Origin of the sequence: Streptomyces sp. NBC_01571, from assembly GCF_026339875.1 — a bacterium.
Taxonomy (GTDB): domain Bacteria; phylum Actinomycetota; class Actinomycetes; order Streptomycetales; family Streptomycetaceae; genus Streptomyces.
In genome coordinates this window covers 6,200,292-6,224,504 of record NZ_JAPEPZ010000001.1, presented here as the reverse complement: position 1 = coordinate 6,224,504, position 24,213 = coordinate 6,200,292, and the positions used below count along the sequence as shown (strand labels likewise).

Sequence of the window (24,213 nt, the reverse complement as noted above, 5' to 3'; positions counted from 1 at the left end):
ATTTCCCACGGAGTCCAGGCTGGATCCACCACGGAGTCCGGTCCGGCGCGCCCACGGAAAACGGGCCGCCCCTCCCGCCCCGATGCGCCCTCACCTTGCGGCACCGCCCCACTACGGTCGGCCACTCCGGGCGCCCCGGCGGTTCAGGTCACGAAAATGTATCGGGCATATCGCACATCAAACTTCACAGAACACTTACGCGTTGGCTAGCGTGCCGGGCAGACCGCTCGACGGCAACCGGCGAACGTCGCCGGGCCGAGCGGCCTCCGCCGAGTCCGGCGCGCCCGTGCGGCGACCGGAGCCGGGGACCCAACCGACTTTGGGGTGAATCGGTCCAGCCGCCCCTGGGGCAAGGACCGTAGGGCAAACCTTCCGGAAGTACCCGCCCGAACCCGACAGCTAACCCGGTAGGCGGATGACGGAAGGAGTCGCCTCTCTTGGCGTCGCACCGCAAGTGGAGTCCCCCCGGCCCGCGCAGGACGGGCGTACGGACCCCGGCCCTCGCCACGGCCGCCCTGACCTCCGTGGCCCTGCTCTCGCAGACGGCCAACGCCGCACCCCCGGCCGAGCCCCGGCCCAGCCTCGAAGAGGTCGAGAAGAAGGTCGACGACCTCTACCACCAGGCCGAGACGGCCACCGAGAAGTACAACGCGACCAGGGAGAAGACCGCCAAGCAGCGCAAGCGGGTCGACTCCCTCCTCGACGACGTGGCCCGGCGCACCGAGAGACTCAACGCCGCGCGCGAGGAGCTGGGTTCGTTCGCCGCGGCGCAGTACCGCACCGGGGCGTCCGCACCCGGCAGCGCGAGTCTGCTGCTGGCCGACAACCCGCAGGACTACTTCGACCAGACCCAGTTGATGGACCGTCTGACCACCCGCCAGAAGGCGGCCGTCGACGACTACGCCGCCGAACAGGCCGCCACCTCGAAGAAACGCGGGGAGGCCTCCCGGAGCCTGCGGACGCTCACCACGTCGCAGGACGCGCTCAAGACCTCCAAGGCGGACGTCCAGGGCAAGCTCGCCGCGGCCCGCGACCTGCTCTCGAAGCTGACCGCCGACGAGAAGGCGCGGCTCGCCGCGATCGCGTAGAAGAAGCAGGAAGCGGCCGACCGCGAAGCGGCCGAACTGGCTGCCGAGCGGGCCGCGGCGGAGAGGAAGGCCCGGGAGACGGCCCGGCAGCCGGGCACGCCGGCCGGAACCACGGGGACTTCCGGGACCCCGGCCACCGACTCCTCGTACGCCACCAAGGCCGGCAAGGCCATCGCCTTCGCCCGCGCCCAGATCGGCAAGCCGTACGTGTGGGGCGCGACCGGGCCCGGCTCGTACGACTGCTCCGGTCTCACCCAGGCCGTCTGGAAGGCCGCCGGCGTCACCCTCCCACGGACCACCTACGACCAGGTGAACGCGGGCACCACGGTCTCCCTCTCCGCCATCGAGCCCGGAGACCTCGTCTTCTTCTACGACGACATCAGCCACGTGGGCCTCTACATCGGCGACGGGATGATGATCCACGCCCCCAAGCCGGGTGCGTACGTCCGTGAGGAGTCGATCTTCTACGCGGGCGAGTCGATCATCCACAGCGTGGTGCGCCCGGCGTGAGCCCCGGCGCGGGGCACGCGCGCGTGAGGTCTCCCGGGCTCCACGCGCGCGTGCCCTCACGCGTGCCCGTACCATCCGCGCCCACCTCTCCCGTGCGCCGGCGTCTCCCTCTCCCGCCTGGGAGGGCGACAGCTCTCGCCCTCTCCTGCCACCCCGTGCCGGCGCCCGCACCACCGCGGGCCGGTACCGCCGTACGCCCGCGCACTTGTACTCCCGCGCCCGGGACCCCGCGCACCCGTCCGGCCGACCCCGCATTCGTGAAGCACGCGCGCGCCCCCCGGGCAACCCGCTCGCGGATCCCTAGCATCGGGGCCATGTCAGCCACCTCGCCGCCCCGCAGCCCGTGGGTCCGACTCCGCACCTGGTGGGCGGAGAGCCCGCCCGCCGCCGCGGCCGTCGTCCTGGCCACCGGCATCCTCTCGGTCGGGCTGTACGAGACCGGTGACGAGATCGTGTCCCGGATCGCGCTGGTCCTGGCGGCCGTCGCCTGGCTCGGGTTCGCCGTGGACTTCACGGTCCGCCTGATGCGGGAGCGGGAGCGGTGGTGGGAGGAGGCCGGCACGCCGAGCGCGCTCACCGGGGTCGCCGCGACCGCCGTAATCGGCACCCGGCTGACCGACCTGGGGTGGCTCGGGGCCGCCGAGGTGCTGCTCGCGCTCGCCGCGGTGCTGTGGCCGGGGCTGCTCTACCTGCTCCTCCGAAACCTGCGGCTCCGGATGCCCGGAAGCGTGTTCCTCGGGTGCGTGGCCACACAGGCCCTCGCGGTGCTCGCCGCGTCCCTCGCCGGGGCCGCGCGCGCGGACTGGCTCGCGTACGCGGCGCTGGTGCTGTTCTGGCTGGGGTTCCTGGTGCTCTACGTGGTGGCGCTGACGTGCTTCGACTTCCGGGAGACGGCCACGGGGGGCGGCGACCACTGGATCGCGGGCGGCGCGCTCGCGATCTCGGCGCTGGCCGCCTCGAAACTGGTCCTCGCCTACCAGGCGGACATCTATCTGTGGAACTACGACGACAACGGCGTGATGCGCTGGGTGACCCAGGCGCTGATCATGGTGACGCTCGCCTGGTACGCCGTGCTGGCCGTCGCGGAGCTGCTGTGGCGGCGTCCGCGGTACGACGTGCGGCGCTGGGCGACCGTGTTCCCGATGGCCATGACGGCGGTGGCGGCCCTGACGGTCGCGGACGCCGTCGGCTTCTCCTGGCTCAGGACGCTCGGGCAGGTACTGCTGTGGATCTCGGTGGCGGCCTGGCTGCTGGTGGCGGCCGGAACCCTCAGGTCCACAGCACCGCGATGAAGACGTTCGCGGTCGTCAGCAGCCCGACCAGCCCGAACAGGCCCTTGTCGACCTTCTCGTCGTCCCGCTTCACATAGACCAGTCCGAGGATCACGATCAGCAGGGCCAGCTTCACGCCGATCTTGACGGTGTTGACCGAGTGGTCGTCGGCCTGGTTGAGACCGACCAGGACGACACCCGTGACCAGCATGGTCAGCGCGCCGTGCAGCATGGCGGGGACGAACCGGGCGGTGCCCCGGCCCATCGCCTTCATCTGGGTGAGGAAGCCGCCGAGCAGCGAGGCGATGCCGATGATGTGCAGGCCCACGAAGAGATGGATGAGTACGTCCATGGGGCCGGAGCCTAATCGGCGGTGGGTGTCCCCCTTCGCACCGGCCCACCCCCTCGGGACCCGTAGCACCTGAGGACCCCCGGTTGGCCCGGAACCTTCCCATCGGTCATCACCCTGCGTGAAGTCGCCGGCGCCGAGCGCGGATCACGGTCACATACGGTCACCCAGCGATCCAGTTAGGCCAGTTCCGTACATGGTGTTACCGAGCCCTCACACTCAGGTTTAGCGTCCTCCACCAGGTGCCCGGCTCCCCACCGCCGCCCGGGCCAGGGGCGGCAGTCGGACACCACCGCCGAGAAAGGTCCGGCGGCGACCCGCTCCCCCTGTGCGGGCCGTCGCCGGACGCGTCACCGATGACCGCGCTCTCCTCGGCGGTCACGTCCCCCGGGAAGGATGTGGGCCCTCGTGGCAGCGCACCGCAAGCCCAGACAGCGCTCACTCGGCGGCCATACGGTCCGCACGGCCGCGACCATCGCCCTCGCCGGCGCGGCGACGACGGCCGGATTCGAGGGCACGGGGCACGCGGAGCCGCAACTGTCCCCGGCGCAGGTGAAGGCCAGGGTCGACAAGCTGTACGAAGAGGCCGAGGTCGCCACGGAGAAGTACGACGGGGCGAAGGAGAAGGCCGACCAGGCGTCACGGCGGCTGCGCGACCTGCGCGACGAGACGGCGCGCAAGGAGGACCGGCTCAACGCGGCGCGGGACGCGCTGGGTTCGATCGCCGCGGCGCAGTACCGCAGTGGGGGCCTCGACCCCGCCCTGCAGCTCGCGCTCTCCGACCGGCCCGACCAGTACCTGGACGGGGCCGCGTTCGCCGAGCGGGTCGGCGACCGGCAGGCGGGGGCGGTGGCCCGGGTACGCAAGCAGCTGCGGGAGATCGAGCAGTTGCGCGGGGCCGCACACGTCGAGCTGACGTCGCTCACCTCGCGTCAGGCGGAGCTGAAGCGGGCCAAGAAGACGATCACCGGAAAGCTGGACTCCGCGCGGCAGCTGTTGTCACGGCTCACCGACGAGCAGCGGGCGCGCCTCGGGGCGGCGGGCACGGCGCGGCACGCCTCCCGGTCCGCCGCGCGGGACCTGGGCCCGGCGTCCGCCTCACCCTCGGCCGGCTCCGTCGCGGCCCCCAACTCCCGTGCGGCCGCCGCCGTCTCGTACGCCTACGGGAAGCTCGGCAGCCCCTACGTCTGGGGTGCCACCGGTCCCGACGCCTTCGACTGCTCGGGCCTGGCCCAGGCCGCGTACCGCTCGGCGGGCGTCCAGCTGCCCCGCACGACGTACTCCCAGATCAACGCGGGCCGACGGGTCTCCCGCTCCGAACTCCTCCCCGGTGACCTTGTGTTCTTCTACTCGGGCATCAGCCATGTGGGGATCTACGTGGGCAACGGGATGATGATCCACGCCCCGAACCCCACCGCGCCGGTGCGTCTCGCGCCCGTCGACGAGATGCCGTTCGCGGGAGCCACCCGGGTGGCCTGAGGGCACAGGTCCACCCGGGTGGCGCGAAGACACCGGAGCGGATGGGCGGGGTGGGGGCGCGGGGGTGGATCGCGGTAGCGTCGACGCGGACTCCGTTCCGTCGTCCGAGAGGTCCTGATGCCCGGCTTCCTGTTGCCGCCGCCTCCGCCGCCCGCGCACATCCGCTCCTGGCCGGACCGGGCGACACTGCTGGCCGACCGGGGGCGGGCACTGGAGGAACTGCGCGGACGGAGCCTCGGGGTGCACCGGGTGCTGCTGCTCTGGCTGCTGGCGCTCGCGGCGATCGTCGGCTGGGCCCTGCTGGTGCTGCCGCTGCAGCAGATCGAGCAGCGCGACCCCACCGGTGTCGTCCTGGGGCCGCTGTTCGCCCTGCTGGGCCTGGCCGCGCTCGCCCCAACAATCCTCGCCGTCGCCCTGTCCGTCCGCAGCGACCGTCGCCTGCACGAACTGCTGCAGGCCTGGACCGAGTTGGACCGCCACCCCGCGACCGACTCCCGGCTCCGCTCCCCCGGGCTCAGCCTCTTCTGGCTGCTCTCCTCGCTCGGCGTCTGTGCGATCGGCGTCTGGACGTCCTACGACGCGGCGGCACCGGCCGGGGCGGGTCACGGCCTGTACAGCGATGTCGTCCAGGGCGTCGGAATCGGCCTGATCCTGTGGATGACCGGTCTCATCGGAATCGCCAAGGCCGTACGCCACTACCGGTGGGCGCTGCGCATCCTGGGACCGGCGCCCGCCGCGGAACACCGGTAGGCGTCCGGCACCCACCGCAGAACACCGGCGGAAGCCCCCCGGCAGACACCGGCGACATTCGGGCGTCCGCCGCGGGACACCCAGCAACAGCCGGGGTGCGTCCGCCGCGGAACGCCGAGGGATCTCCGCCGTCCGCGCGGCCCGGCGGACGGCGTGTCACACCAGGCGCCGCGCCGTCGCCCATCGCGTCAGCTCGTGCCGGTTGGAGAGCTGGAGCTTCCTGAGGACCGCCGAGACGTGGGACTCGACCGTCTTGACGGAGATGAACAGCTGCTTGGCGATCTCCTTGTACGCGTAGCCGCGGGCGATGAGGCGCAGCACCTCGCGCTCGCGCTGGGTGAGACGGTCGAGGTCCTCGTCGACCGGCGGGGCGTCGGTGGAGGCGAAGGCGTCCAGGACGAATCCGGCCAGGCGGGGCGAGAAGACCGCGTCGCCCTCCTGGACACGGAAGATGGAGTCCACCAGGTCGGTCCCGGTGATCGTCTTGGTGACGTATCCCCGGGCGCCGCCGCGGATCACGCCGATGACGTCCTCCGCGGCGTCCGACACGGACAGCGCGAGGAAACGGACCGGCTGCTCGGCGTCACCCATCAACGGGGCGCAGCGGCGCAGCACTTCGACACCGCCGCCGCCCGGCAGATGGACGTCGAGCAGCACGACCTCGGGCCGGGCGGCCGTGATGACCGTGACCGCCTGGTCGACGTCCGCGGCCTCGCCGACCACCTGGACGCCGGTCCGCTCGGTCTGTCCGATCTCGGCCTGCACCCCCGTACGGAACATGCGGTGGTCGTCGACGAGGACGACCCGCACATGACGCCCGCCCGTGGCTCCGGACGGCACGGCGGTGTCGGCGGCGGCCGGCCCGCTCGCCCCTGGGGACCCGGCGACCGCCCCCGCTCCGGTCGCGGTGTCGCTCGGTTCCTTCGGGCCGGTGGGCCCGGCCGTCTGTCCGGTCGGCCCGTTCGCGTCGCTCATGACGTCTTCTCCGCCCTCTCCATTTCCAGCTCGACCTCCGTGCCGCCGTCCGGCACCGCGCGCAGTCGCGCCGTGCCGCCGTGGCGCTCCATGCGGCCGATGATCGATTCTCTGACGCCCATGCGGTCGGCGGGTATCGCGTCGAAGTCGAAGCCGGGGCCGCGGTCGCGGACGGACACGAAGACCGTCCTTCCCTCGACTTCGGCGTAGACCTGTACGGCGCCGCCCTCGCCACCGTACTTGGCGGCGTTCACCATGGCTTCCCGTGCGGCCTGCATCTGTGCGGTCAGGCCCTCGTCGAGCGGGCAGTCGCCGACCACGACGACCTCGATGGGGACGCCGTGCTTGTCCTCGACCTCGGCGGCGTTGCGGCGGACCGCCTCGGCGAGGGTGGCGGGCTCGTCGGCCTCGTCCTTGCCGGTGCCCTCCGGTTTGTAGAGCCAGGCCCGCAGGTCGCGCTCCTGGGCCCGGGCGAGCCGGCGCACCTCGTTCGCGTTCTCCGCGTTGCGCTGGATCAGGGTCAGGGTGTGCAGCACCGAGTCGTGGACATGGGCGGCCACCTCGGCGCGCTCCTGGGCCCGGATGCGCATCAGGCGTTCCTCGGAGAGGTCCTGCGTCATGCGGACGAGATAGGGGCCCGCGAGGAGCGCCGTGCCGACGAGGACGGCGAGCGCCGCCTGCAGGACGGAGCCGAGGTGGGCCGCGGACCCCTGGAGGACGAATATCCCGGTGACGCCCGCGGTGACGAGCAGGACACCGGCCGCGGACCGCAGCAGCGTGAGCGTCCGGCGGCGGCGGCCGACCTCCACCCAGCGGGCCCGCCGCGCGTTGTCCGCCTGGCGCCAGACCAGGGCGACGCCCGCGCCGACGAGGACGGTGGGCCAGAGATACGCCTTGGCTCCGCCTCCGAGGTTCACGTTGCCGACGAAGACCATGGCCACGACGACCATGAGCAGCAGGGCGACGATCTGGCCCCGGTCCGGCTTGCGGGCGACGAGTCTGCGGCGGCCGTCGGCAGCGGTCTCGGTGGTGAAGGCCGACGCGCGCTCGGAGTCGACCCCGCCGACGCCCAGCGGCACGAAGAACCAGAAGGCGGCGTAGAGCAGCGCGCCGAGACCGTCCGCCATGAACAGGCCGACGAACACCAGCCGCACCCAGATGACGGGCAGCCCGAGGTGCCCGGCGAGCCCCCGCGCCACACCGCCGAGCCAGCGTCCGTCGCTGCTGCGGTAGAGCTTGCGCGGGGGCCGCGGCTCGTCGAGAGGCACTGCTGCGGCTTCCGGCATGCCAACGATGTTCACACGGCCGGGCGACCGGAGCATCAGGGTCGACCCCCGAGACTCCCCTGATCTTCGACGAGCCGGTCCTCGAACGGCTCCCCGCGCACCCGTCAGGGCCGATATCAGGGTTCGGCCAGGGTCGTCCCGACTCCCGTCGCGCCTTCCCGCCCGTCACCATGGACACATGACAGATCAGCAGCGCGCGGCAGCGGAGCCGCCCCGTGGCTCCGGCGCCCCGCCACCGGGCACCGCCACGGGTGGTGAGCCGCGCGCGCACGACGACGTGGTGACGCCCGAAGCCCCGCACAGGTTCCGGCGCGACCGGCGGCACAGGATGCTGGGCGGTGTGTGCGCGGGCCTCGGCCGGCAGTGCGACATGGACCCGGTGATCTTCCGGATCGTGCTCGCGGTACTCTCCGCGACCGGCGGCATCGGCCTCATCCTGTACGGCTTCTTCTGGCTGTTCGTCCCGTACGACGACGAGGACGAGAACGAGGTGCGCAAGCTCCTCACCGGCCGCGTGGACGGCCAGGCGCTGACGGCCGTGCTCTTCGCCCTTGTCGGCTGCGGTGTCTTCCTCTCCATGCTCAACAACGGCGGGGTGCTCACCTTCGCCGTGGTCCTCACCCTGCTCCTCGCGGGCGCGGGGTACTGGTCGCAGCAGCGCGGCGCTCCCGACCCGGACCCGCTCGCCGCGCAGGCCGTGGCCGACGCCCCGCCCGAGGCGCAGGCCCCGCCCGTCCCCGCCTCCTACCCCTCCTGGTGGCGCGACCCGATCGTCAAGGACGGTTCGCACGTCGGCGGCACGGGTTATCTCTGGGGCCCGCGGGACGCCCGGGACCGGGATGTCGCGGCTGCGGTCAACATCGCCCGCGGCACACCGGGTCCCGACCTGCGCGCGGCAAGGGAGCCGCGGCCGCGCGGGCCGCGCTGGATCGGCGGCTGGGTGTTCCTGCTCGCGCTCGTCGCGGGCGGCCTCGGCTCGGGCCTGACGTGGCACGACCGGCCGCTCGGTTCGAGCCTGCAGATCGGTCTGTCATGCGCGCTCGTCGTCTTCGGCCTGGGCATCGCGCTCAGCGCGTTCGTGGGGCGTACGAGCGCGGGCTCGCTCTTCCTGGCCGTGGTCACGGCGGCCCTGCTGGCCGGTTCGGTGGCCCTGCCGAGGGACATCAGCACGCACTGGAAGCGGACCGACTGGACACCGGCCGCCGTCACCGACGTACAGAAGAACTACGAACTCGGCTCCGGCGTGGGCACCCTCGACCTCGGCCGGCTCGACCTCGCCAAGGGACAGACGGTGACGACGCGCGCGGAGGTGGGGGCGGGCCGCCTCGAAGTGGTGGTCCCGAAGGACGCGACCGTGAGACTGAACATCGACGTGGGTCTCGGAGACATCCAGCTGCCCGGCGACGGCAAGAAGGACGTGGACGTGGAGCCCGGCAAGTTCAAGCAGGTGACGCTGGCCCCCGCGGCCGGCACCGGGCACGGCGGAACCCTCGACCTCGACCTGCACGTCGGTGTCGGCCAGGCGGAGGTGACCCGTGGCACGTCATGAGTTCCAGCCGGGAAAGCTGGTCGCGGGCTTCTTCCTCGCCACCGCGGGCGTCGTGTACGCCGGTGACGCGGGCGGCTGGTGGGACACCCCGTGGTTCGTGATGATCCCGCTCGTCACGGGCGGACTCTGTCTGGCCGGAGCGGTGGCGCTCCTGACCCACGGCATACGGCGACGCAGGGCGGGCGCACGGCGGGCGGCCTCGGGGGCGGCGAACAGAGGCCCCGGGGACTCGCACGTGGCGGGCTGACCCGGCAGGTGCTTCGGCACACGAACGGACCGCTCGGCCTTCGGCACCGGCGCCGCGGCCTCACGGTCCTGTGTGTGCGGTGGTTCGTGCCGGCCGGGACCCGCGTACGGGCCGACGGGACCGGGTGGGTCGGACGCGCGGCCGGTGGGCGGTCGGCAGGCGGCGGTCCACCCGGCCTGCCGGCTGCCGGCCGGTCCCCCGGCCGGCAGCCGGAATCGTCCCGTCTAGTAGCGGTACTCCCCGCTCCGTTGCCCTCGTCGCGCCCGCCAGACCGCGTCGAGCGAGAAGACCGAGGCGCCGGCGAGGACCAGGGGCAGCCAGGCCATGAGATAGGCGAGATCGTTGCCGTAGTAATACGGGTCGGAGGCCCAGCTGACGGTCAGCCACAGGCTGAGGGAGATCAGCGCGCCGCCGAACGCCGCGAGGCGCGCCAGCAGTCCGATGAGGGTGCCGATGCCGACGGCCAGCTCGCCGAGGGCGATGGCGTAGCCGAAGCCGACGGGGCTCTTCAGCGCGAGGTCGACCAGGGCCGGGATCGCCGAGGAGTCCCGCACCGTGCGCATCAAGTCCCCGATCGAGCCGGAGCCCGAGGCGGAGAGGAAGGCGCTGTTGGTGAGCTTGTCGATCCCCGCGTAGATGAAGGTGACACCGAGGAAGATCCGCAGCGGCAACAGGGCGTAGCGCGTGGCCGTCTCGCGCCATCCGCCCCGTCCGCCGTTGTCGACATAGGAGCTCTGGGTATCCGTCCGCATACCGTGAGTCATCGCTCTCGCCGCCTCTCACCCGTATTCCGTTGACCCCTCAACAGACCATACGTACGAGAGTGGGTCCGCGCTCAATGGCCGGGACCGGTTTTCTTGCCCGGAGACACCTCCCGGCCGCCTTCCGGCCCCGGAGTACCGGTGCGGCCGGGCGAGGATTCCGCCTCCGCCCGCCACCGCCGAACCGGTGACCCGGTGACCCGATGACCCGGTGACCCGCTCCCGCGGCACTCCGGTGTCGCGGCCCCCTGGGCCCGTCGCTCCCTCAGTCCAGGGCTTCTCACCCTCCGGTCGGCCTGTCGCTCCCTCGGCCCGTCGCCCCTCCGGACCGTCAGCTCCGGTCCGTCGGTCCGGCACCTCTCAGTCCGTCACGTCGATCACGCAGCGGTTGGTCTCCACACCCGCCGCCGTCACCACCTGGACCTCCACGCGTCCCGGCTCCACGTCGACCGGCCCCGGCACGGTGAGCACGGCGTCAGTGGGACTGCTGAAGCCGCCCGGCACCGGGACCAGCGGTACATGCACATGGACCGCGCCGATGCGGACGACCATGCGGGAGAGCCGGTCCGCGGTCTGGGCGCCCGGAGGGACGAAACCGGCCCCCCGGATCTCGATGTCGTCCCCGGTGCGGATCGGAGCGTCGAGGTCACCGGCTTCGCGGGAGCGGACGACCGAGAGGATCACGGGCCGGCCGCCCTCGGCGTACTTGCCCGAGAGGTAGGTGGCCGCCGAGACCAGGACGAGCAGCGCCAGGCCCCAGGGCAGGTCGGGCAGCTGTTCCGGCCGCCGGGCCAGCCGTACCGCGGCGAAGACCAGGGCGACGGCGCCGATGACGACGTACTGGATGTCGGCGAAGCTGCCCTTGCCCGAGTCGTCCGTGAGGAGGTCGGCGGCGCGCGGCCGGTCGGCCCGTACCTTCTGCAGCCGTTGCCCGAGGACCCGCACGCCCACCACACGGCGTACCAGCACCGCGATCCCGCACACCACCGCGACGACGGTCACGACACCGGCGCCCCGCGCGAGTTCCAGCCCGGCGATCAGGTCGTCGCGCCTGCCGTGGGCGGAGGCCGCCGCCAGCTGACCCACCAGGACGAGCACCGCGTACACCACGAACAGCACCCACGCGGCGGCCATCGCACGCGAGGTGGAGAGACGGTTGTCCTCGCCGATGACCGGCGCGAGGGCACCGCCGCGCGCCCGGTGGAAATAACCCGCACCGGTCAGCACGCCGGCCACCACGGCGGCGGCGACCAGCCCCGCCGTCCGCGCCGCCGACCACCCCGCGCCGATCGCGGTGAGCGCCTGCACGAGCAGCAGCGCCACGACGGTTCCCCACACCGCGAACGCCGTACGCCGCCACAGGCGCCCCAGCCAGGCCTCGCCGTCGACGCGGCCGCGTTCGGCGACGAGGTCGGCGGACTGGGTGAGTTCGTCCGAGACCCACTGCCGGGACGCGGACGCCGAGTGCGCGACGGCAGCCGGCAGTCCCTGTCCCGACGCCAGTTCGTCGCGCTTGGCGAGGAACGCGGCGACGGCCCGCCGGTGTCCCTCGCGCGCCCCGTGCGGACAGTCCCCGCAGGTACAGCCGCCACCATGCGCGCCCTGCCCGGCGCCGAGCCCGCCACCGCGCCCCGCACCGCGCTCCGCGCCGTGTCTCGCCTCCTGCACCGCCACGCCCGTTGCCGCCTTCCCCGCACCGGGAACTCCCGTGCGGCCAGATCCTCGTACGTCTGCGTACGCCTGCGTACGTCCTCACGCGGAGTCGTACGTCTCCGTACGCCCCGCACGCCTGACTCCCGTACAACTGCCTTACAACTGCCCCGCGATGACAGCGAATTGTGCCGTACGCAACAGCACCCGCGTCCGGCAGGTCTGGGTCAGCGCGGGTGAAGTGCCGGACCCCGTGTTGACCCGGCTGCGAGAATTCCCCCATGGCCGAGATCATCCAGCGCGACGGGACCTGGGCCTTCGACGGCAGCACGGTCAGGATCACGCCGGGGCTGCACCGTTCCGTGCCCCTGTTCCGGCAGACGTACGGGGAGATCACGGTTCCCCTGGAAGCGGTGTCCGGCATCGTCCACGAACCGGAACGCAAGCGCGGCCGGCTGCGCCTGAGGCTGCGCGAAGGCGCCGATCCGCTGCTCCAGGCGACCGGGGGACGGCTTCCGGACGCGGCCGATCCGTACCGGCTGACGGTCGACGCCGACCGCTCCGGGGTCGCCGGGTACGTCGCCGAGGAGATCCGCCGTGCGTTGCTCCTGGACCAGGTCCCCCAGGAACCGGCGAAGACCTATCTGCTCGCGGGGCCGCCGGTGCCCGTCTCCGTACGGTCCAGTGACGGCACGGTCTCCTTCGACGGCGCGCAGGTACGCATCGACTGGGCGGACACCTCCGACCGGGTCAAGCGCGCGACGGGCCCGCGGATCATCGCCGTCGGCGACCTGGTGCAGGTGGAATGGCTGCCCAACTCCGGTTACGAGGACGGGTTCCTGCGCTTCGTCACGCGCGAGACCGTGTTCTCCAAACTGCCGCCCGAGAAGGATCCGTTCGCGCTCGACCTGTGGGGCAGCGCGCGCCGTGACCTGCTCACGGCACTCGTCGCCGCCGCGGTGACGGCCCGGCTGCCGCATCCGTCGGTCCGGGCGGGCGAGTTCACCGGCCGGCCCCCGCAGCCGCCCGCCGGCGCGCCGGTACCGGCCCAGGCCGACCATCACGACGTACTCCTGCGCCGGCTGCGCGAGCTGGGTGAGCTGCACCGGGACGGGGTGCTCACGGACGAGGAGTTCACGGCGACGAAGGCGGCGGTCCTGAAGGGCTTCAGCTGAGGAGATCGGGCTCGCTCCTGCTGATGTCCTGCCACAGGGGCTGGTAGTTGATCCACGCCACCAGGTCGCCCCCGAGCTGCTCCCGGGTCGCGACCGCCTGCTTGTGGTCGATGAGGACCGGGCGGCCCGCGGCCTGCGCGGTGAGCTGCACCTGGCTGGAGCGTTCCATCGACAGGAACCACCAGGCCGCCGCGTCCACCGAGTCGCCGACGGTGAGCAGTCCGTGGTTGCGCAGCACCAGCGCCTTGCGGGTGCCGAGCGCGCCGGCGATCCGGCGGCCCTCCTCGGTGTCCACGGCGACACCGCTGTAGGTGTCGTAGAGCGCGTGGTCCTCGTAGAAGGCACAGCTCTCCTGGCTGATCGGGTCGAGGAGGTCACCGAGGGCGGAGAGCGCGCGGCCGTGCACCGAGTGGCAGTGGGCGACGGCGACGACGTCGGGGCGGGCGGCGTGGACCTGGGCGTGCACGGTGAACGCCGCCTGGTTCACGTGGTAGCGGCCCTCGACCACCTGCCCGTCCTGGTTGGCCATGACCAGGTCGCTCACGGTGACGTGCTTGAAGGGCATCCCGAAGGGGTTCACCCAGAAGCAGTCGCTGTACTCCGGGTCGCGCGCGGTGATGTGGCCGGAGACCCCGTCCTCGAATCCGAGCCGCCCGAAGATCCGCAGCGCTCCGGCCAGCCGCTCCTTGCGGTGGCGTCGCTCGTCGTCCGGCGAGTCGTACATCGGCGGCATGGCGAACTGGAGCTGGTCGGTCGGTAGGGGCAGGGGCGGTGTGGGCCCTTGCATATGTCCTCCAGCACTGGCGTGTCCGATACGCAGCGGAAGTTACCTCCGGGCGCCGTAGGAGAACAGGGCCGTTCGGTGAAGAGAGTGCGCAACCGTTACGCGGGAGTGTCGTGGGAGCCGTCCGGTCGGTTCGCGGGCAGTCGTGCGGCCGGTACGTGAGCGGTCCCGCGTCCGGTATGTAAGCGGTCTCGCGGACAGTCGTGCGGCCCGGTACCCGGACAGCCTTCCGGTCTGTTCGTGGCGGGCGCTCCGATCGGCGCCCCGCGTCCCCGGTTCCCGGTGCCCGGTGCCCGGTGCCCGGTGCCCGCGGGGATTGCCGCCGAGAACCTCCCCATACGTGACAGGAGATGTCGGGTATCGACGCGACACTCCTCGCATGAGTCGTACGAACTGGGCCGCCTTCACCGCCTCCGCACCCGAACTCGCCCGGCCGGCCGAGGAGCGTTTCGGAGCGTTCACCCACCATGTCCTCGCGACCCTCCGCAAGGACGGCGCGCCCCGCACCAGCGGCATCGAGACACGCTTCCTGCTCGGCGAGCTGTGGCTCGGCATGATGCCGGACTCGCTCAAGGCGCTCGACCTGCGTCGCGACCCGCGCTTCGCGCTCCAGGCGAACCCGGGGCCGGGCACCGCGATGGGCGGGGGCGACGTACGGATCAGCGGCCGGGCGGTGGAGGTCACCGACGGCGACTTGAAACGGGCGTACGTGGAAGAGGTGGAACCGCCGGAGCCGTTCCACCTCTTCCGCACCGAGCTGACGGAGGTCGTACGGACCTTCGTCGAGAACGACACGTATCTGGTCGTCCAGGTCTGGAAGCCCTCGGAGCCGGTGCGGACTCTCAGGCGGACCTGACGGGAGGGACTACTCCCACTCGATCGTGCCCGGGGGCTTGCTCGTCACGTCGAGGACGACACGGTTGACGTCGGCGACCTCGTTCGTGATCCGGGTGGAGATCTTGGCGAGGACGTCGTACGGGAGGCGCGACCAGTCGGCCGTCATCGCGTCCTCGCTCGACACGGGGCGGAGCACGATCGGGTGGCCGTACGTACGGCCGTCGCCCTGGACGCCCACGCTGCGGACGTCGGCGAGCAGGACCACCGGGCACTGCCAGATGTCGCGGTCGAGGCCGGCCGCCGTCAGCTCCTCGCGGGCGATGGCGTCGGCCTCGCGCAGCAGGTCGAGGCGGTCCTTGGTGACCTCGCCGACGATACGGATGCCGAGGCCGGGACCCGGGAAGGGCTGGCGCTGGACGATCTCGTCCGGCAGGCCGAGCTCCTGTCCGACCATCCGGACCTCGTCCTTGAACAGCTTGCGCAGCGGCTCGACGAGCTCGAACTCGAGGTCCTCGGGGAGGCCGCCGACGTTGTGGTGGGACTTGATGTTGGCGGTGCCGGTGCCGCCGCCGGACTCCACCACGTCCGGGTAGAGGGTGCCCTGCACCAGGAAGGCGACGTCCTCGCCCTCCGCGGCCTCGGCGACGATCTCCGCCTGGGCCTGCTCGAAGACCCGGATGAACTCCCGGCCGATGATCTTCCGCTTCTCCTCGGGGTCCGAGACACCCTTGAGCGCGTCGAGGAACCGCTCCTGCGCGTCCACGACCTTCAGCTGCACGCCGGTCGCGGCCACGAAGTCCTTCTCGACCTGCTCCGTCTCGCCCTTGCGCATCAGACCGTGGTCGACGTACACGCAGGTCAGCTGGGCGCCGATGGCCTTCTGCACGAGGGCGGCGGCGACGGCGGAGTCCACACCGCCGGACAGACCGCAGATGGCGCGCTTGCCGCCGACCTGCTCGCGGATGAGGGCGACCTGCTCCTCGATGACGTTGCCGGTCGTCCAGTCCGGCTTGAGGCCGGCGCCGCGGTACAGGAAGTGCTCCAGCACCTGCTGGCCGTGCGTGGAGTGCATGACCTCGGGGTGGTACTGGACGCCGTACAGCTTCTTCTCGTCGTTCTCGAAGGCCGCGACCGGGACGACGTCCGTGGCTGCCGTCACCGTGAAGCCCTCGGGGGCGGCGCTGCACGCGTCGCCGTGCGACATCCACACCGACTGCTCGTCCGGGGTGCCCTCGAACAGGGTGGAGCCCGACTTCGAGACGTGCAGGGGCGTACGGCCGTACTCGCGGGCGCCCGTGTTGTCGACGGTGCCGCCGAGGGCCGTCGCCATCAGCTGGAAGCCGTAGCACATGCCGAAGACGGGGACGCCTGCCTCGAAGAGCTCACGGTCGAGGCGGGGGGCGTTCTCGGCGTACACCGACGAGGGGCCGCCGGAGAGGATGATCGCCGCCGGGTTCTTGGCGAGCATCTCCTGGACCGGCATGGTGCTCGGCACGATCTCGCTGTAGACCCGGGCCTCGCGGACGCGACGGGCGATGAGCTGGGCGTACTGCGCACCGAAGTCGACGACCAGGACGGTGTCGGGGGCGGCGGGGGACGCTTCTGGCACGGTTTGCCTTCCGGCGGTGAGCAGGGGGTGTGGGGTGTCGAGTCTACCGGGGGTGCGCGTGGGGGTGCCGTCCCGCCGTTTTCGCCCCCGCCGCCCCTACCCTCCCCCAAGCTCTCGGCTTCGCTCGAACAGGGGGGACCCCCGTCATCCGTACCAGGGGGCTCCGCCCCCAGACCCCCGTTCGGCCTGGACGGCCTCGTCCTCAAGCGCCGGACGGGCTGGAGATGCGGCGCGCGCTGGATGGTTCCGGACGGGCTGGAGAAGTCCTCGACCACCCGCACCCGGAACCGGACGACTGTCTCAGTATCCGAACCGGCTTGGCCCGTTCCGGAGGCGCGGGCATACTGGTCACGTGCTCACGCATCACACCTTCGCGTTTACCTATGGCAACCGGCCCACCGGCTGCCATGGTCGTGCTGCTTGAGCAACTGACAAGCGACTCCCCAGGCGCCCCGGGCCGACAAGGCCCGGGGCGCCTGCCGTTTCCGGGCCGGACCGCCCCGGGGCACCCCTTCCACAGATCCGAAGGAGCCCCACCATGGCCGACGCAGCCGACGTACTCGACAAGACCGGCGCCCGCACCGACGAGGCCGCTGACGTGATCACCGACGCCCGCGACCGTGTCGACGCCCTCGACGACCGGATCATCGGCCTCGTCCAGGAACGCATGGCCGTCTCCGCGGTGATCCAGAAGGCCCGGATCGAGTCCGGTGGCCGGCGCGTGAACCTCTCCCGCGAGATGGAGGTCCTCGGCCGCTACCGCGAGGCGCTGGGCAAGCCGGGCACAGCGCTGGCCATGACCCTGCTCGAGCTGTGCCGCGGCCGCATCTGAACCCCGTGCCCGGCTCGTGTCACGTGCGCCCGGTCCGTCCCGTGCATCCCGTCACGCCGCGTACGCACGTACGCATGCCGTCTCACCCGTACGGCGCGTGACCGGGGTGCGGCGGCCTTCGTTGGTCCCGGTGTCCGTGCCAGCCAGGGGCGGGCCCGAAACAACCACGCGTGGCTCCGCTGGGGCGATGAGACGTACGGATCGTGCCGTGCGTCGTGGGACCTCGCCCCAGGGGTGTGACCGGACGGCAGGGGACAGCGGCCCGGTCACTCAAGAGAACGGTCGGCTCCGGGGACGCCCGGGGCCGACCGGCGCAATCGTCCGACCGGCCGGCGGAACCGAGGCCCTTCGACGGACCCCACCCGAAGAAGGTACCCACCCCCACGTCCCAGGGTCCCGGCTCCTGCCGCGACACCAGTTCCATGTCCCCGTGGACGAACGACCTCCTTCCATGACCCGCGGCGCACCCCCTCCGGCGCCGCGCCCCAGGCACCGGCGCCGCCCTGACGCCGGTGCTGACGCAGAAGGGCCCCGCGGCTTCCGTCCCGCGGGGCCCTTCGCGCGTGCGTCCGGATGCCCTCCGGCTCAGGTCCGGGAGACCGATCCGCCCGGGTCCGGGAGACCGATCCGCTCAGGTCCGGGAGACCGATCCGCTCAGGTCCGGGAGACGGAACCGCAGGACGCGGAGTCGGAGTCGGAGTGATGGAGGGGCCGGCTCCGGTCGTACGGATCGACCGCGGGTCCGCTGGGCGTCGCCCCGGTCGGGGCGGCCGAGTCGAACTGCGGGTGCAGGAAGCCGTCGTAGACGAAGCAGGCCGAGTTCGAGAGGTCCTCGTCGTAGGCGAGGAGCGCCAGCTTGCCCGGGGTGACCCGGTACTTCGCCGGGTCGGAGACCTCGATGTCCAGGACACGGCGCACGATGGTGCGGGCCACCTCGGTCGAGTCCCGGTCCGCCTGGGCCAGCGGATAGACGAAGGTGTAGTCGGCGTGGATGACGACGGACGCGCGGGTGCCCGCCTTGAACGTCATACGGCCGCGGGTCTTGACCACGTCCCCGACGAGCCGAACCTCGTGCGGGTCGAACCGGCTGAAGAGCCAGAGCGGATCGTGTTTCACGTCCGGCTTGCGCAGCCAGCTGTTCACGTCGTCGACCATCTTCGGCTGCTGGGGGTCGAGGAGGGCGAGCACGCTCGTCGGACGGCCACCGAGCAGTGTCTTCCGGTCGATGTTCGCGCCGACGAGCAGCGCCTTGGTCCGCCGCAGTGCCCTGGCGACCTGCTCCTTGGTGAGCGGGCCGACCGGCTTCGCCTCCGGTACGACGATGCCCGCCGCGCCGTCGGCGTACCGCTCGGCGGGTGATCCGGCGAACGGCCGGTCGAGGGTGGGTGTGCCGGGCGCGACCTCCGAGGGCGCGGCGGTCGGGGCCGCGGTCTCGGCGGGCAGTTCGGCGACGGGCCCCGCGTCGTCGGACGACGTCCGTCCGGAGGAGGAGCTGCCGGAAGAGGTTCCGAAGGGATCGCCAGGCAGCAGCGACGGCCGTACGGCCACCAGCGCCACGGCGGCCGCGACGGGGACGCCGAAGATCGCCCACAGCCGTCGGCGCCGGGCCGTGCGGCCCTCCGCCTTCCGCATCTCCTGCCAGGCGGGCCCGGTCCGCCACCCCTCCGGTTCGACTCCCCGGGCCTCCCGCTGCCGCAGCCGTTCGGTCACCATGCGAGCGCGGGCGGACGGCTCCTTGGGGGCCGAGGCCCGGATGTCCCGCTCGGAGTCGCGGATGAACCGCTCCCACACCTCGTCAGGAACGGAGGACTCCTCCGGCCGCTCGGGCTCACCTGCCCTTTCGGGCTGCTTCTCAGACACGAGGGTCAGTTCTAAGCGGATAGAACGGGTGTCCACAAGCCGTACCCGCATGTGACCCAGCACACATAAAGATTATGTGAATGACGGCACAACCCTTCGCGGGTTCCACGGGTCACACCTGCTGAACCAACGGCCACACCCGCGCCCCACACGCGGAGGCCTCACCCCATACGCGTACCGCGGCGTCGCGGTACACCGGACTTTTTGAGGTCTTCATGAAGCTTCGCCGTGCCATGGCCGTAGCGGCCGCGACGGCAGCCATAGCTCCGCTGGCACTGCTTTCGGCGCCGACCGCATTCGCGTCGGACGACAGCTCCTCCCCGAGCGCGTCGGTGTCCGAGTCCACGAGCGCGTCGGCGTCCGCGTCCGCGTCGTCGAGCGACTCCGCTCCCGCGCCGAGCGCCTCCGAGTCCGCGAGCGGGTCCGCTCCGGCCCCGAGCGGCAGTGCGAGCGCCAGCGCCAGCGAGTCCGGCAAGCCGTCCGCGTCCGCCACTCCGTCGCAGTCCGCGGAGCCGTCGGCGTGGCCGACGGAGGACTGCCCCGTCGACGACGACGGTGTGGACGCCGGCTCGCAGCTGTCGCTGGCCGTCTCCGGGCTGCCCGGCAAGATCGTCGCGGGCAGCGGCTGGCACAACTTCACGCTCTCCGCCGCCAACCACAGCGACCAGGACCTCGGTCAGGTCCAGTGGCTCGCCACGGTCGACAACTACTCGGACAGCGACGACGAGAACGACTGGCTGAGCACGTACGCCCAGCTCGAGTACTTCAACCCCACGAGCAAGTCGTGGGAGTCCATCGCGGACGAGGTCGGCAACGGCATCTACTTCGGTGAGACCACGCTGGGCGGCAAGCAGACGGTCGCCATCAAGCTGCGTGTCAACATCAGCTCGAAGGCCCCGGCCGGCGACGGCTACGCCCTCGGCCTGGGCGGTTACGTGGACCAGGAGAAGGACTGCGTCCACAGCTCCTTCGCGTTCTACGAGCTCACCGTCCTCGCGGCCGGCAGCAGCAACGAGAACCCGGGCAAGCCCAAGCCGGGCAAGGGCGACAAGCCGTCCGGCGGCACGAAGCCGCAGGGTGGCGCCGACGAGATCCCGGCCACCGGCAGCCTCGCCTCGACCGGTTCCTCGTCCGCCCTGCCGACGATCGCGCTCGTGGGCGGTATCGCCGTCGTCGCGGGCGCCGGCGCGGTGTTCACGGTGCGTCGTCGCAAGTCGGGTGGCGCGGCCGCGTAAGGCGGTACACCGGGGACGGGCCGCGCAGACGGCACGCCTCCCAGCAGTACACGTACAGGAACCCGGTACTGGAACTCGGTACAGGAACTCGTACAGGTGCAAGAAGAGGGACCTGGGCTCGGAGGGGGGCACAGGTCCCTTTTCGCGTTCCCGCGCCGGCCGGCGTCTTCCCGCGCCCGCCTGCCTCTGGCCGCTTCTCCCCGCGGCCGGTGGGCCCGGCCGCGTCCTACTTCTTCGGTGGCACCGTCGGCATCCCCAGGAACGGCAGCCGCAGAGCGCCGAAGGCGTCCGCGGGGACGGCGGGCCGAAGGGGCTCGACCGGCTTCAGCCGTTCGTACGCGGCTCCCTGCGCCGGGCGCGGGTCCGCCTCGCCCTTGTTGGGCCAGTACGACATCGCGCGCTCGGCCTGGGCCGTGATGGTGAGCGACGGGTTGACGCCCAGGTTCGCGGAGACGGCGGCGCCGTCGACCACCGAGATCCCCGGGTGGCCGTACAGCCGGTGGTAGGCGTCGATCACGCCGTCGTCGGCACTCGCGCCGATCGGGCAGCCGCCGAGGAAGTGCGCGGTCAGCGGCGTGCCCATCAGCTCGCCCACGTTGCTGCCGGCGAAGCCGTTGATCTCGGCGGCAATGGTGGAGGCGGCCTGCGAAGCCGCCCTGATCTGCTTGGGGTTGGGTGCCCCGTGTCCCTGACGGGCAGTCAACAGCCCCTTGCCCGCGCCCTTCGGCTTCAGGTACGTGGTCAGCGAGTTGTCGAGCGACTGCATCACCAGGCCGATGATGGTCCGCTCCGACCAGTGCCGGTTGGAGAGCGAACGGGCCACCAGCAGCGGGTGCCGCAGGGCGTTGGCCAGCCAGCCCAGAGCCCTCGACGAGCCCTCCGCGTACGGGACCTGGAGGATCGAGAGACTGCCCATCGAGTTCGATCCCCGGCCGTAACGGACCGGTTCGATGTGCGTGTTCTCGTCGGGATGGATCGAGGACGTGATGGCGACGCCCCGGGTGAAGTCGACCTTCGGCGCACCGGTGGCCCTGCGGTACCGGCGGTTGTCCGTCTGCGCGCCCACCAGCGCCTCCGAGTTGGTGCGGGTCAGCTCACCCAGCCTCGGCGACAGACGGGGCAGCTGGCCGCCCGCCTTCATGCGGTGCAGCAGGGTCTGCGTGCCGTACGTACCGGCGGCGATCACGACCCGGCGTGCCGTGAACATCCGGCCCGCGCTCTTGCGTTTCCCGTCCGTGGGGAGGGTGGCGACGGCGTACCCGCCGCGCGAGTCGTCGGTGACGGACACGGCGGTCGTCATCGGGTGCACGACCGCGCCCGCCTTCTCGGCCAGGTACAGGTAGTTCTCGTTGAGGGTGTTCTTCGCGCCGTGCCGGCAGCCGGTCATGCACTCACCGCACTCGGTGCACGCCTTGCGGTCGGGTCCGGCGCCGCCGAAGTAGGGGTCCGCGACCTCGCCGCCGGGCCCGGCCTCGGCCGTGCCGTCCGCGTCCTGCCCGTCCCCGAAGAAGACACCGACCGGCGCCATGTGGAAGGTGTCACCGACGCCCATCCGCTGCGCGGCCGCCTTGAGGTGGACGTCGGACGGGGTCATCGTCGGGTTGAGCCGTACGCCGAGCATGCGCCGGGCCTGGTCGTAGTACGGCTCCAACTCCTCCTGCCAGTCGGTGATGTCCTTCCACTGCGGGTCGTCGAAGAAGGCCTTCGGCGGTACGTAGAGGGTGTTGGCGTAGTTGAGGGAGCCGCCGCCGACGCCGGCGCCCGCCAGCACCATGACGTTGCCCAGCAGATGGATGCGCTGGATGCCGTACATGCCGAGCGGCGGGGCCCAGAGGTAGTTCCTGATGTCCCAGGAGTTCTTCGGCAGCGTGTCGCGGGTGAAGCGGCGGCCGGCCTCCAGCACTCCGACGCGGTAGCCCTTCTCCGTCAGGCGCAGGGCCGTGACGGAACCGCCGAACCCGGAGCCGACCACGAGGACGTCGTAGTCGTACGCCGAGTCGCGCGCGTCGTGCGCCGAGTCGCGCGCCGAGTCGTGCGGGGAGTCGTCGTGCTGCTCCTGGGCGGAGTTCTCCTGTGACACGTGCTGCTCTCCTCGTCGAGAACGGGTGCGGACGCGCGAAAGGACCGGGGCCGGTGCCTGTCGCGGGACTAGCGAAGCCGCAGCGCCTTCATGACCTGGAGGCTCCGGCTCATGAACGCGGCGTACTTCTCGTCGTCCATCCCGAGCGACGGCGCCATCGGCAGCAGCCGCTGTTGGGCGACGGTCTGCGCCTCGGTGTACTTGAGGATGCCCTCGGAGCCGTGGCGCCGGCCGAGCCCCGAGTCCTTCATGCCGCCCATGGGCGACTGGACGCTGCCGTACGCGGGCGCGTAGCCCTCGTTGACGTTCACGGTCCCGGTGCGCAGCCGGGCGGCGACCGCGCGTCCGCGCCGGCCGTCCTTCGTCCAGACGGAGGAGTTGAGGCCGTACGCGGTGGAGTTGGCGAGTTCGACGACCTCGTCCTCCGTCCTGAAGCGGTACAGGGAGACCACCGGCCCGAAGGTCTCCTCGTTGCAGACGGCCATGGGCGCCTCGACGCCGTCGAGGATGGTGGGCTCGTAGAAGTAGGGCCCGACGTCGGGACGGGCGACGCCTCCGGCGAGGACCCTCGCCCCCTTCGCGACCGCTTCCTCCACGTGCCGGGTCACGGTCTCCAGTTGCCGCTCCCCCACCAGCGAGCCCATGTCGGCCCCGTAGGCGAGGGAGGTGCCGAGCCGCATGGCCCTGGTGCGGGCGGCGAAACGCTCCGCGAACACGTCGGCGACGGACTCGTGGACGTACAACCGCTCGATCGAGATGCAGAGTTGTCCCGCGGAGGAGAAGCAGGCGCGGACGGCGCCCGCGGCGGCCTTGTCGATGTCGGCGTCCTCCAGGACCACCATGGCGTTCTTGCCGCCGAGTTCGAGGGAGACGCCCACGAGACGGGCCGCGGCGCCCTGGGCGACCTCACGGCCGGTACGGGTGGACCCGGTGAAGGAGACGTAGTCGGCGTGCTTGACGACCTCGGGTCCGACGACCGGACCGTCCCCGATGACCACCTGGAAGACCTCGGCGGGCAGCCCGGCCTCGATCAGCAGGTCGCGCGCCCAGAGCGCGGTGAGGCAGGTCTCGGTGTCGGGCTTCATGACGACCGCGTTGCCCGCGACGAACGCGGGAAGGGCGTCACCGACGGAGAGTTCGAGCGGGTAGTTCCAGGGCGCGATCTGACCGACGACACCGCGCGGGTGCCGCAGTTCGGTGACCTTGGTGAGGGTGGGCATCGCACCGGCGTGCCGCTTGGGGCGCAGGTACGCCGGGGCCTTGCGGCCGTAGTGGCGCGCGGCCACGACGACGGCCTGCACCTCCTCGTGCGCGTGCAGCCGGGCCTTGCCCGTCTCCAGCTGGATGAGGTCCAGCACCTCGGCCTGCCGCGCGAGCACCAGGTCGTGGAAACGCAGCAGGACGGCGGCGCGCTGCCGCACCGGGGTGGCGCCCCAGACCGTCTGCGCCTGGCGCGCCCGCTCGAAGGCCGTGGCGACGTCCTCGGGGGTGGACTCGGGCAGGTCGGCCAGCTTCTCGCCGGTGAACGGGGTGTGGTTGGCGGTGCGTCCGGAGCCGACGACACCCTTGGTGAGCTGCGCGACCAGCTCGGGCGTGACCACATCGGCAGCGGTGCGGGCGCCCGCGGGGGCGGGGGCGAGGGGGTTGGTGCCGGTCTTTTCCGGCTGGTCCGTACCGAGGATTTCCGGGGCCTGCGAGTCCGTCATGAAGCGCAGGGTATGACGGCGCGAGGGCTTTGGGTACCCGTTGGTAACCCCCTTTCACGGGGTGCACACACCACGCCAGTGAGCACTGGCAGCGAATGCGCTGATCAGGGCGTTGTCCGGGGCGCACCCGCTCCATCGCCGCCGCCGAACAGGAGGGGAGCGTGACCTGCGGTCAGGAGC

The 24,213-nt window shown here is 71.9% G+C and carries 19 protein-coding genes, 1 pseudogene and 1 riboswitch; of the genes and pseudogenes, 10 read left to right on the top strand and 10 right to left on the bottom strand.

Annotated elements, in window-relative coordinates; all coding sequences use genetic code 11:
• Positions 1 to 257 precede the first annotated feature (257 nt).
• A riboswitch (cyclic di-AMP (ydaO/yuaA leader) is annotated at positions 258 to 429 on the top strand.
• An 8-nt stretch (positions 430 to 437) separates the two neighbouring features.
• Both OHB41_RS28195 and OHB41_RS28190 read left to right on the top strand, forming a co-directional pair.
• Positions 438 to 1,598, top strand: a pseudogene (locus OHB41_RS28195) (C40 family peptidase).
• A 314-nt stretch (positions 1,599 to 1,912) separates the two neighbouring features.
• A complete protein-coding gene (locus OHB41_RS28190) occupies positions 1,913 to 2,890 on the top strand; it encodes a tellurite resistance/C4-dicarboxylate transporter family protein (RefSeq protein WP_266700914.1) in 978 nt (325 codons plus the stop codon).
• On the opposite strand, the gene OHB41_RS28185 is transcribed toward OHB41_RS28190, so the two are convergent.
• On the bottom strand, positions 2,868 to 3,221 hold the full coding sequence (locus OHB41_RS28185) for a hypothetical protein (RefSeq protein ID WP_266700913.1): 354 nt from the start codon (positions 3,219 to 3,221) through the stop codon (positions 2,868 to 2,870). The genes OHB41_RS28190 and OHB41_RS28185 overlap by 23 nt on opposite strands.
• A gap of 405 nt (positions 3,222 to 3,626) precedes the next feature.
• On the opposite strand from OHB41_RS28185, the gene OHB41_RS28180 reads away from it, so the two are divergent.
• Together OHB41_RS28180 and OHB41_RS28175 are read left to right on the top strand one after the other, a co-directional pair.
• A complete protein-coding gene (locus OHB41_RS28180) occupies positions 3,627 to 4,697 on the top strand; it encodes a C40 family peptidase (RefSeq protein ID WP_266700912.1) in 1,071 nt (356 codons plus the stop codon).
• 117 nt (positions 4,698 to 4,814) lie between these two features.
• Positions 4,815 to 5,447 (top strand): hypothetical protein, encoded by a 633-nt coding sequence (locus tag OHB41_RS28175; RefSeq protein WP_266700911.1) that lies wholly within the window; start codon positions 4,815 to 4,817, stop codon positions 5,445 to 5,447.
• 156 nt (positions 5,448 to 5,603) lie between these two features.
• Here OHB41_RS28175 and OHB41_RS28170 read toward each other — a convergent pair whose 3' ends face one another.
• Together OHB41_RS28170 and OHB41_RS28165 are read right to left on the bottom strand one after the other, a co-directional pair.
• Complete coding sequence (locus OHB41_RS28170) at positions 5,604 to 6,422, bottom strand: LuxR C-terminal-related transcriptional regulator (protein ID WP_266700910.1); 819 nt, start codon at positions 6,420 to 6,422, stop codon at positions 5,604 to 5,606.
• Positions 6,419 to 7,744 (bottom strand): ATP-binding protein, encoded by a 1,326-nt coding sequence (locus OHB41_RS28165; RefSeq protein ID WP_266700909.1) that lies wholly within the window; start codon positions 7,742 to 7,744, stop codon positions 6,419 to 6,421. Before OHB41_RS28165 ends, OHB41_RS28170 begins: the two co-directional genes overlap by 4 nt.
• Positions 7,745 to 7,886: 142 nt before the next feature.
• Between OHB41_RS28165 and OHB41_RS28160 the strand changes: the two genes are divergently transcribed.
• Together OHB41_RS28160 and OHB41_RS28155 are read left to right on the top strand one after the other, a co-directional pair.
• Positions 7,887 to 9,257 (top strand): PspC domain-containing protein, encoded by a 1,371-nt coding sequence (locus OHB41_RS28160; RefSeq protein ID WP_266700908.1) that lies wholly within the window; start codon positions 7,887 to 7,889, stop codon positions 9,255 to 9,257.
• Positions 9,244 to 9,504, top strand: a complete 261-nt coding sequence (locus tag OHB41_RS28155; RefSeq protein ID WP_266700907.1) for a hypothetical protein — start codon at positions 9,244 to 9,246, stop codon at positions 9,502 to 9,504. The genes OHB41_RS28160 and OHB41_RS28155 overlap by 14 nt, the downstream gene beginning before the upstream one ends.
• Before the next feature lie 224 nt (positions 9,505 to 9,728).
• On the opposite strand, the gene OHB41_RS28150 is transcribed toward OHB41_RS28155, so the two are convergent.
• A complete protein-coding gene (locus OHB41_RS28150) occupies positions 9,729 to 10,268 on the bottom strand; it encodes a DoxX family protein (protein WP_266700906.1) in 540 nt (179 codons plus the stop codon).
• A gap of 357 nt (positions 10,269 to 10,625) precedes the next feature.
• Positions 10,626 to 11,939, bottom strand: a complete 1,314-nt coding sequence (locus tag OHB41_RS28145; protein ID WP_266700905.1) for a hypothetical protein — start codon at positions 11,937 to 11,939, stop codon at positions 10,626 to 10,628.
• Between the two features lie 257 nt (positions 11,940 to 12,196).
• Between OHB41_RS28145 and OHB41_RS28140 the strand changes: the two genes are divergently transcribed.
• Complete coding sequence (locus tag OHB41_RS28140; protein ID WP_266700904.1) at positions 12,197 to 13,090, top strand: DUF4429 domain-containing protein; 894 nt, start codon at positions 12,197 to 12,199, stop codon at positions 13,088 to 13,090.
• On the opposite strand, the gene OHB41_RS28135 is transcribed toward OHB41_RS28140, so the two are convergent.
• Positions 13,083 to 13,877 carry a class II aldolase/adducin family protein gene (locus OHB41_RS28135; RefSeq protein ID WP_153289062.1) on the bottom strand — a complete coding sequence of 265 codons (795 nt, stop codon included), beginning with the start codon at positions 13,875 to 13,877 and terminating at the stop codon, positions 13,083 to 13,085. The two genes, OHB41_RS28140 and OHB41_RS28135, sit on opposite strands and share 8 nt — an antisense overlap.
• A 376-nt stretch (positions 13,878 to 14,253) precedes the next feature.
• Here OHB41_RS28135 and OHB41_RS28130 point away from each other — a divergent pair, with 376 nt between their 5' ends.
• Positions 14,254 to 14,730, top strand: coding sequence for a pyridoxamine 5'-phosphate oxidase family protein (locus OHB41_RS28130; RefSeq protein WP_266700903.1), 477 nt, complete (start codon positions 14,254 to 14,256; stop codon positions 14,728 to 14,730).
• Positions 14,731 to 14,739: 9 nt separating this feature from the next.
• On the opposite strand, the gene guaA is transcribed toward OHB41_RS28130, so the two are convergent.
• Positions 14,740 to 16,320: a glutamine-hydrolyzing GMP synthase gene (gene guaA, locus OHB41_RS28125; protein WP_266700902.1), complete on the bottom strand. Its 1,581-nt coding sequence runs from the start codon at positions 16,318 to 16,320 to the stop codon at positions 14,740 to 14,742.
• Positions 16,321 to 16,858: 538 nt separating this feature from the next.
• On the opposite strand from guaA, the gene OHB41_RS28120 reads away from it, so the two are divergent.
• Positions 16,859 to 17,152, top strand: coding sequence for a chorismate mutase (locus OHB41_RS28120; RefSeq protein WP_266700901.1), 294 nt, complete (start codon positions 16,859 to 16,861; stop codon positions 17,150 to 17,152).
• Positions 17,153 to 17,806: 654 nt separating this feature from the next.
• Here the strand turns inward: OHB41_RS28120 and OHB41_RS28115 are convergent.
• Complete coding sequence (locus OHB41_RS28115; protein WP_266700900.1) at positions 17,807 to 19,012, bottom strand: hypothetical protein; 1,206 nt, start codon at positions 19,010 to 19,012, stop codon at positions 17,807 to 17,809.
• A 215-nt stretch (positions 19,013 to 19,227) separates the two neighbouring features.
• Between OHB41_RS28115 and OHB41_RS28110 the strand changes: the two genes are divergently transcribed.
• Positions 19,228 to 20,247: an LPXTG cell wall anchor domain-containing protein gene (locus tag OHB41_RS28110; protein ID WP_266700899.1), complete on the top strand. Its 1,020-nt coding sequence runs from the start codon at positions 19,228 to 19,230 to the stop codon at positions 20,245 to 20,247.
• Positions 20,248 to 20,473: 226 nt separating this feature from the next.
• Here OHB41_RS28110 and OHB41_RS28105 read toward each other — a convergent pair whose 3' ends face one another.
• Both OHB41_RS28105 and OHB41_RS28100 read right to left on the bottom strand, forming a co-directional pair.
• Positions 20,474 to 22,327: a GMC oxidoreductase gene (locus tag OHB41_RS28105; protein ID WP_526024969.1), complete on the bottom strand. Its 1,854-nt coding sequence runs from the start codon at positions 22,325 to 22,327 to the stop codon at positions 20,474 to 20,476.
• A gap of 68 nt (positions 22,328 to 22,395) precedes the next feature.
• Positions 22,396 to 24,033, bottom strand: coding sequence for a succinic semialdehyde dehydrogenase (locus OHB41_RS28100; protein WP_266700898.1), 1,638 nt, complete (start codon positions 24,031 to 24,033; stop codon positions 22,396 to 22,398).
• Positions 24,034 to 24,213 lie beyond the last annotated feature (180 nt).

What these genes read in the sequence shown, in the direction of transcription:
- OHB41_RS28190 (WP_266700914.1), top strand. Translation starts at nt 1,913, where the DNA reads ATGTCAGCCACCTCGCCGCCCCGCAGCCCGTGGGTCCGACTCCGCACC.
- OHB41_RS28185 (WP_266700913.1), bottom strand. Translation starts at nt 3,221, where the DNA reads ATGGACGTACTCATCCATCTCTTCGTGGGCCTGCACATCATCGGCATC.
- OHB41_RS28175 (WP_266700911.1), top strand. Translation starts at nt 4,815, where the DNA reads ATGCCCGGCTTCCTGTTGCCGCCGCCTCCGCCGCCCGCGCACATCCGC.
- OHB41_RS28170 (WP_266700910.1), bottom strand. Translation starts at nt 6,422, where the DNA reads ATGAGCGACGCGAACGGGCCGACCGGACAGACGGCCGGGCCCACCGGC.
- OHB41_RS28165 (WP_266700909.1), bottom strand. Translation starts at nt 7,744, where the DNA reads ATGCTCCGGTCGCCCGGCCGTGTGAACATCGTTGGCATGCCGGAAGCC.
- OHB41_RS28160 (WP_266700908.1), top strand. Translation starts at nt 7,887, where the DNA reads ATGACAGATCAGCAGCGCGCGGCAGCGGAGCCGCCCCGTGGCTCCGGC.
- OHB41_RS28150 (WP_266700906.1), bottom strand. Translation starts at nt 10,268, where the DNA reads ATGACTCACGGTATGCGGACGGATACCCAGAGCTCCTATGTCGACAAC.
- OHB41_RS28140 (WP_266700904.1), top strand. Translation starts at nt 12,197, where the DNA reads ATGGCCGAGATCATCCAGCGCGACGGGACCTGGGCCTTCGACGGCAGC.
- OHB41_RS28135 (WP_153289062.1), bottom strand. Translation starts at nt 13,877, where the DNA reads ATGCAAGGGCCCACACCGCCCCTGCCCCTACCGACCGACCAGCTCCAG.
- OHB41_RS28130 (WP_266700903.1), top strand. Translation starts at nt 14,254, where the DNA reads ATGAGTCGTACGAACTGGGCCGCCTTCACCGCCTCCGCACCCGAACTC.
- OHB41_RS28120 (WP_266700901.1), top strand. Translation starts at nt 16,859, where the DNA reads ATGGCCGACGCAGCCGACGTACTCGACAAGACCGGCGCCCGCACCGAC.
- OHB41_RS28110 (WP_266700899.1), top strand. Translation starts at nt 19,228, where the DNA reads ATGAAGCTTCGCCGTGCCATGGCCGTAGCGGCCGCGACGGCAGCCATA.
- OHB41_RS28100 (WP_266700898.1), bottom strand. Translation starts at nt 24,033, where the DNA reads ATGACGGACTCGCAGGCCCCGGAAATCCTCGGTACGGACCAGCCGGAA.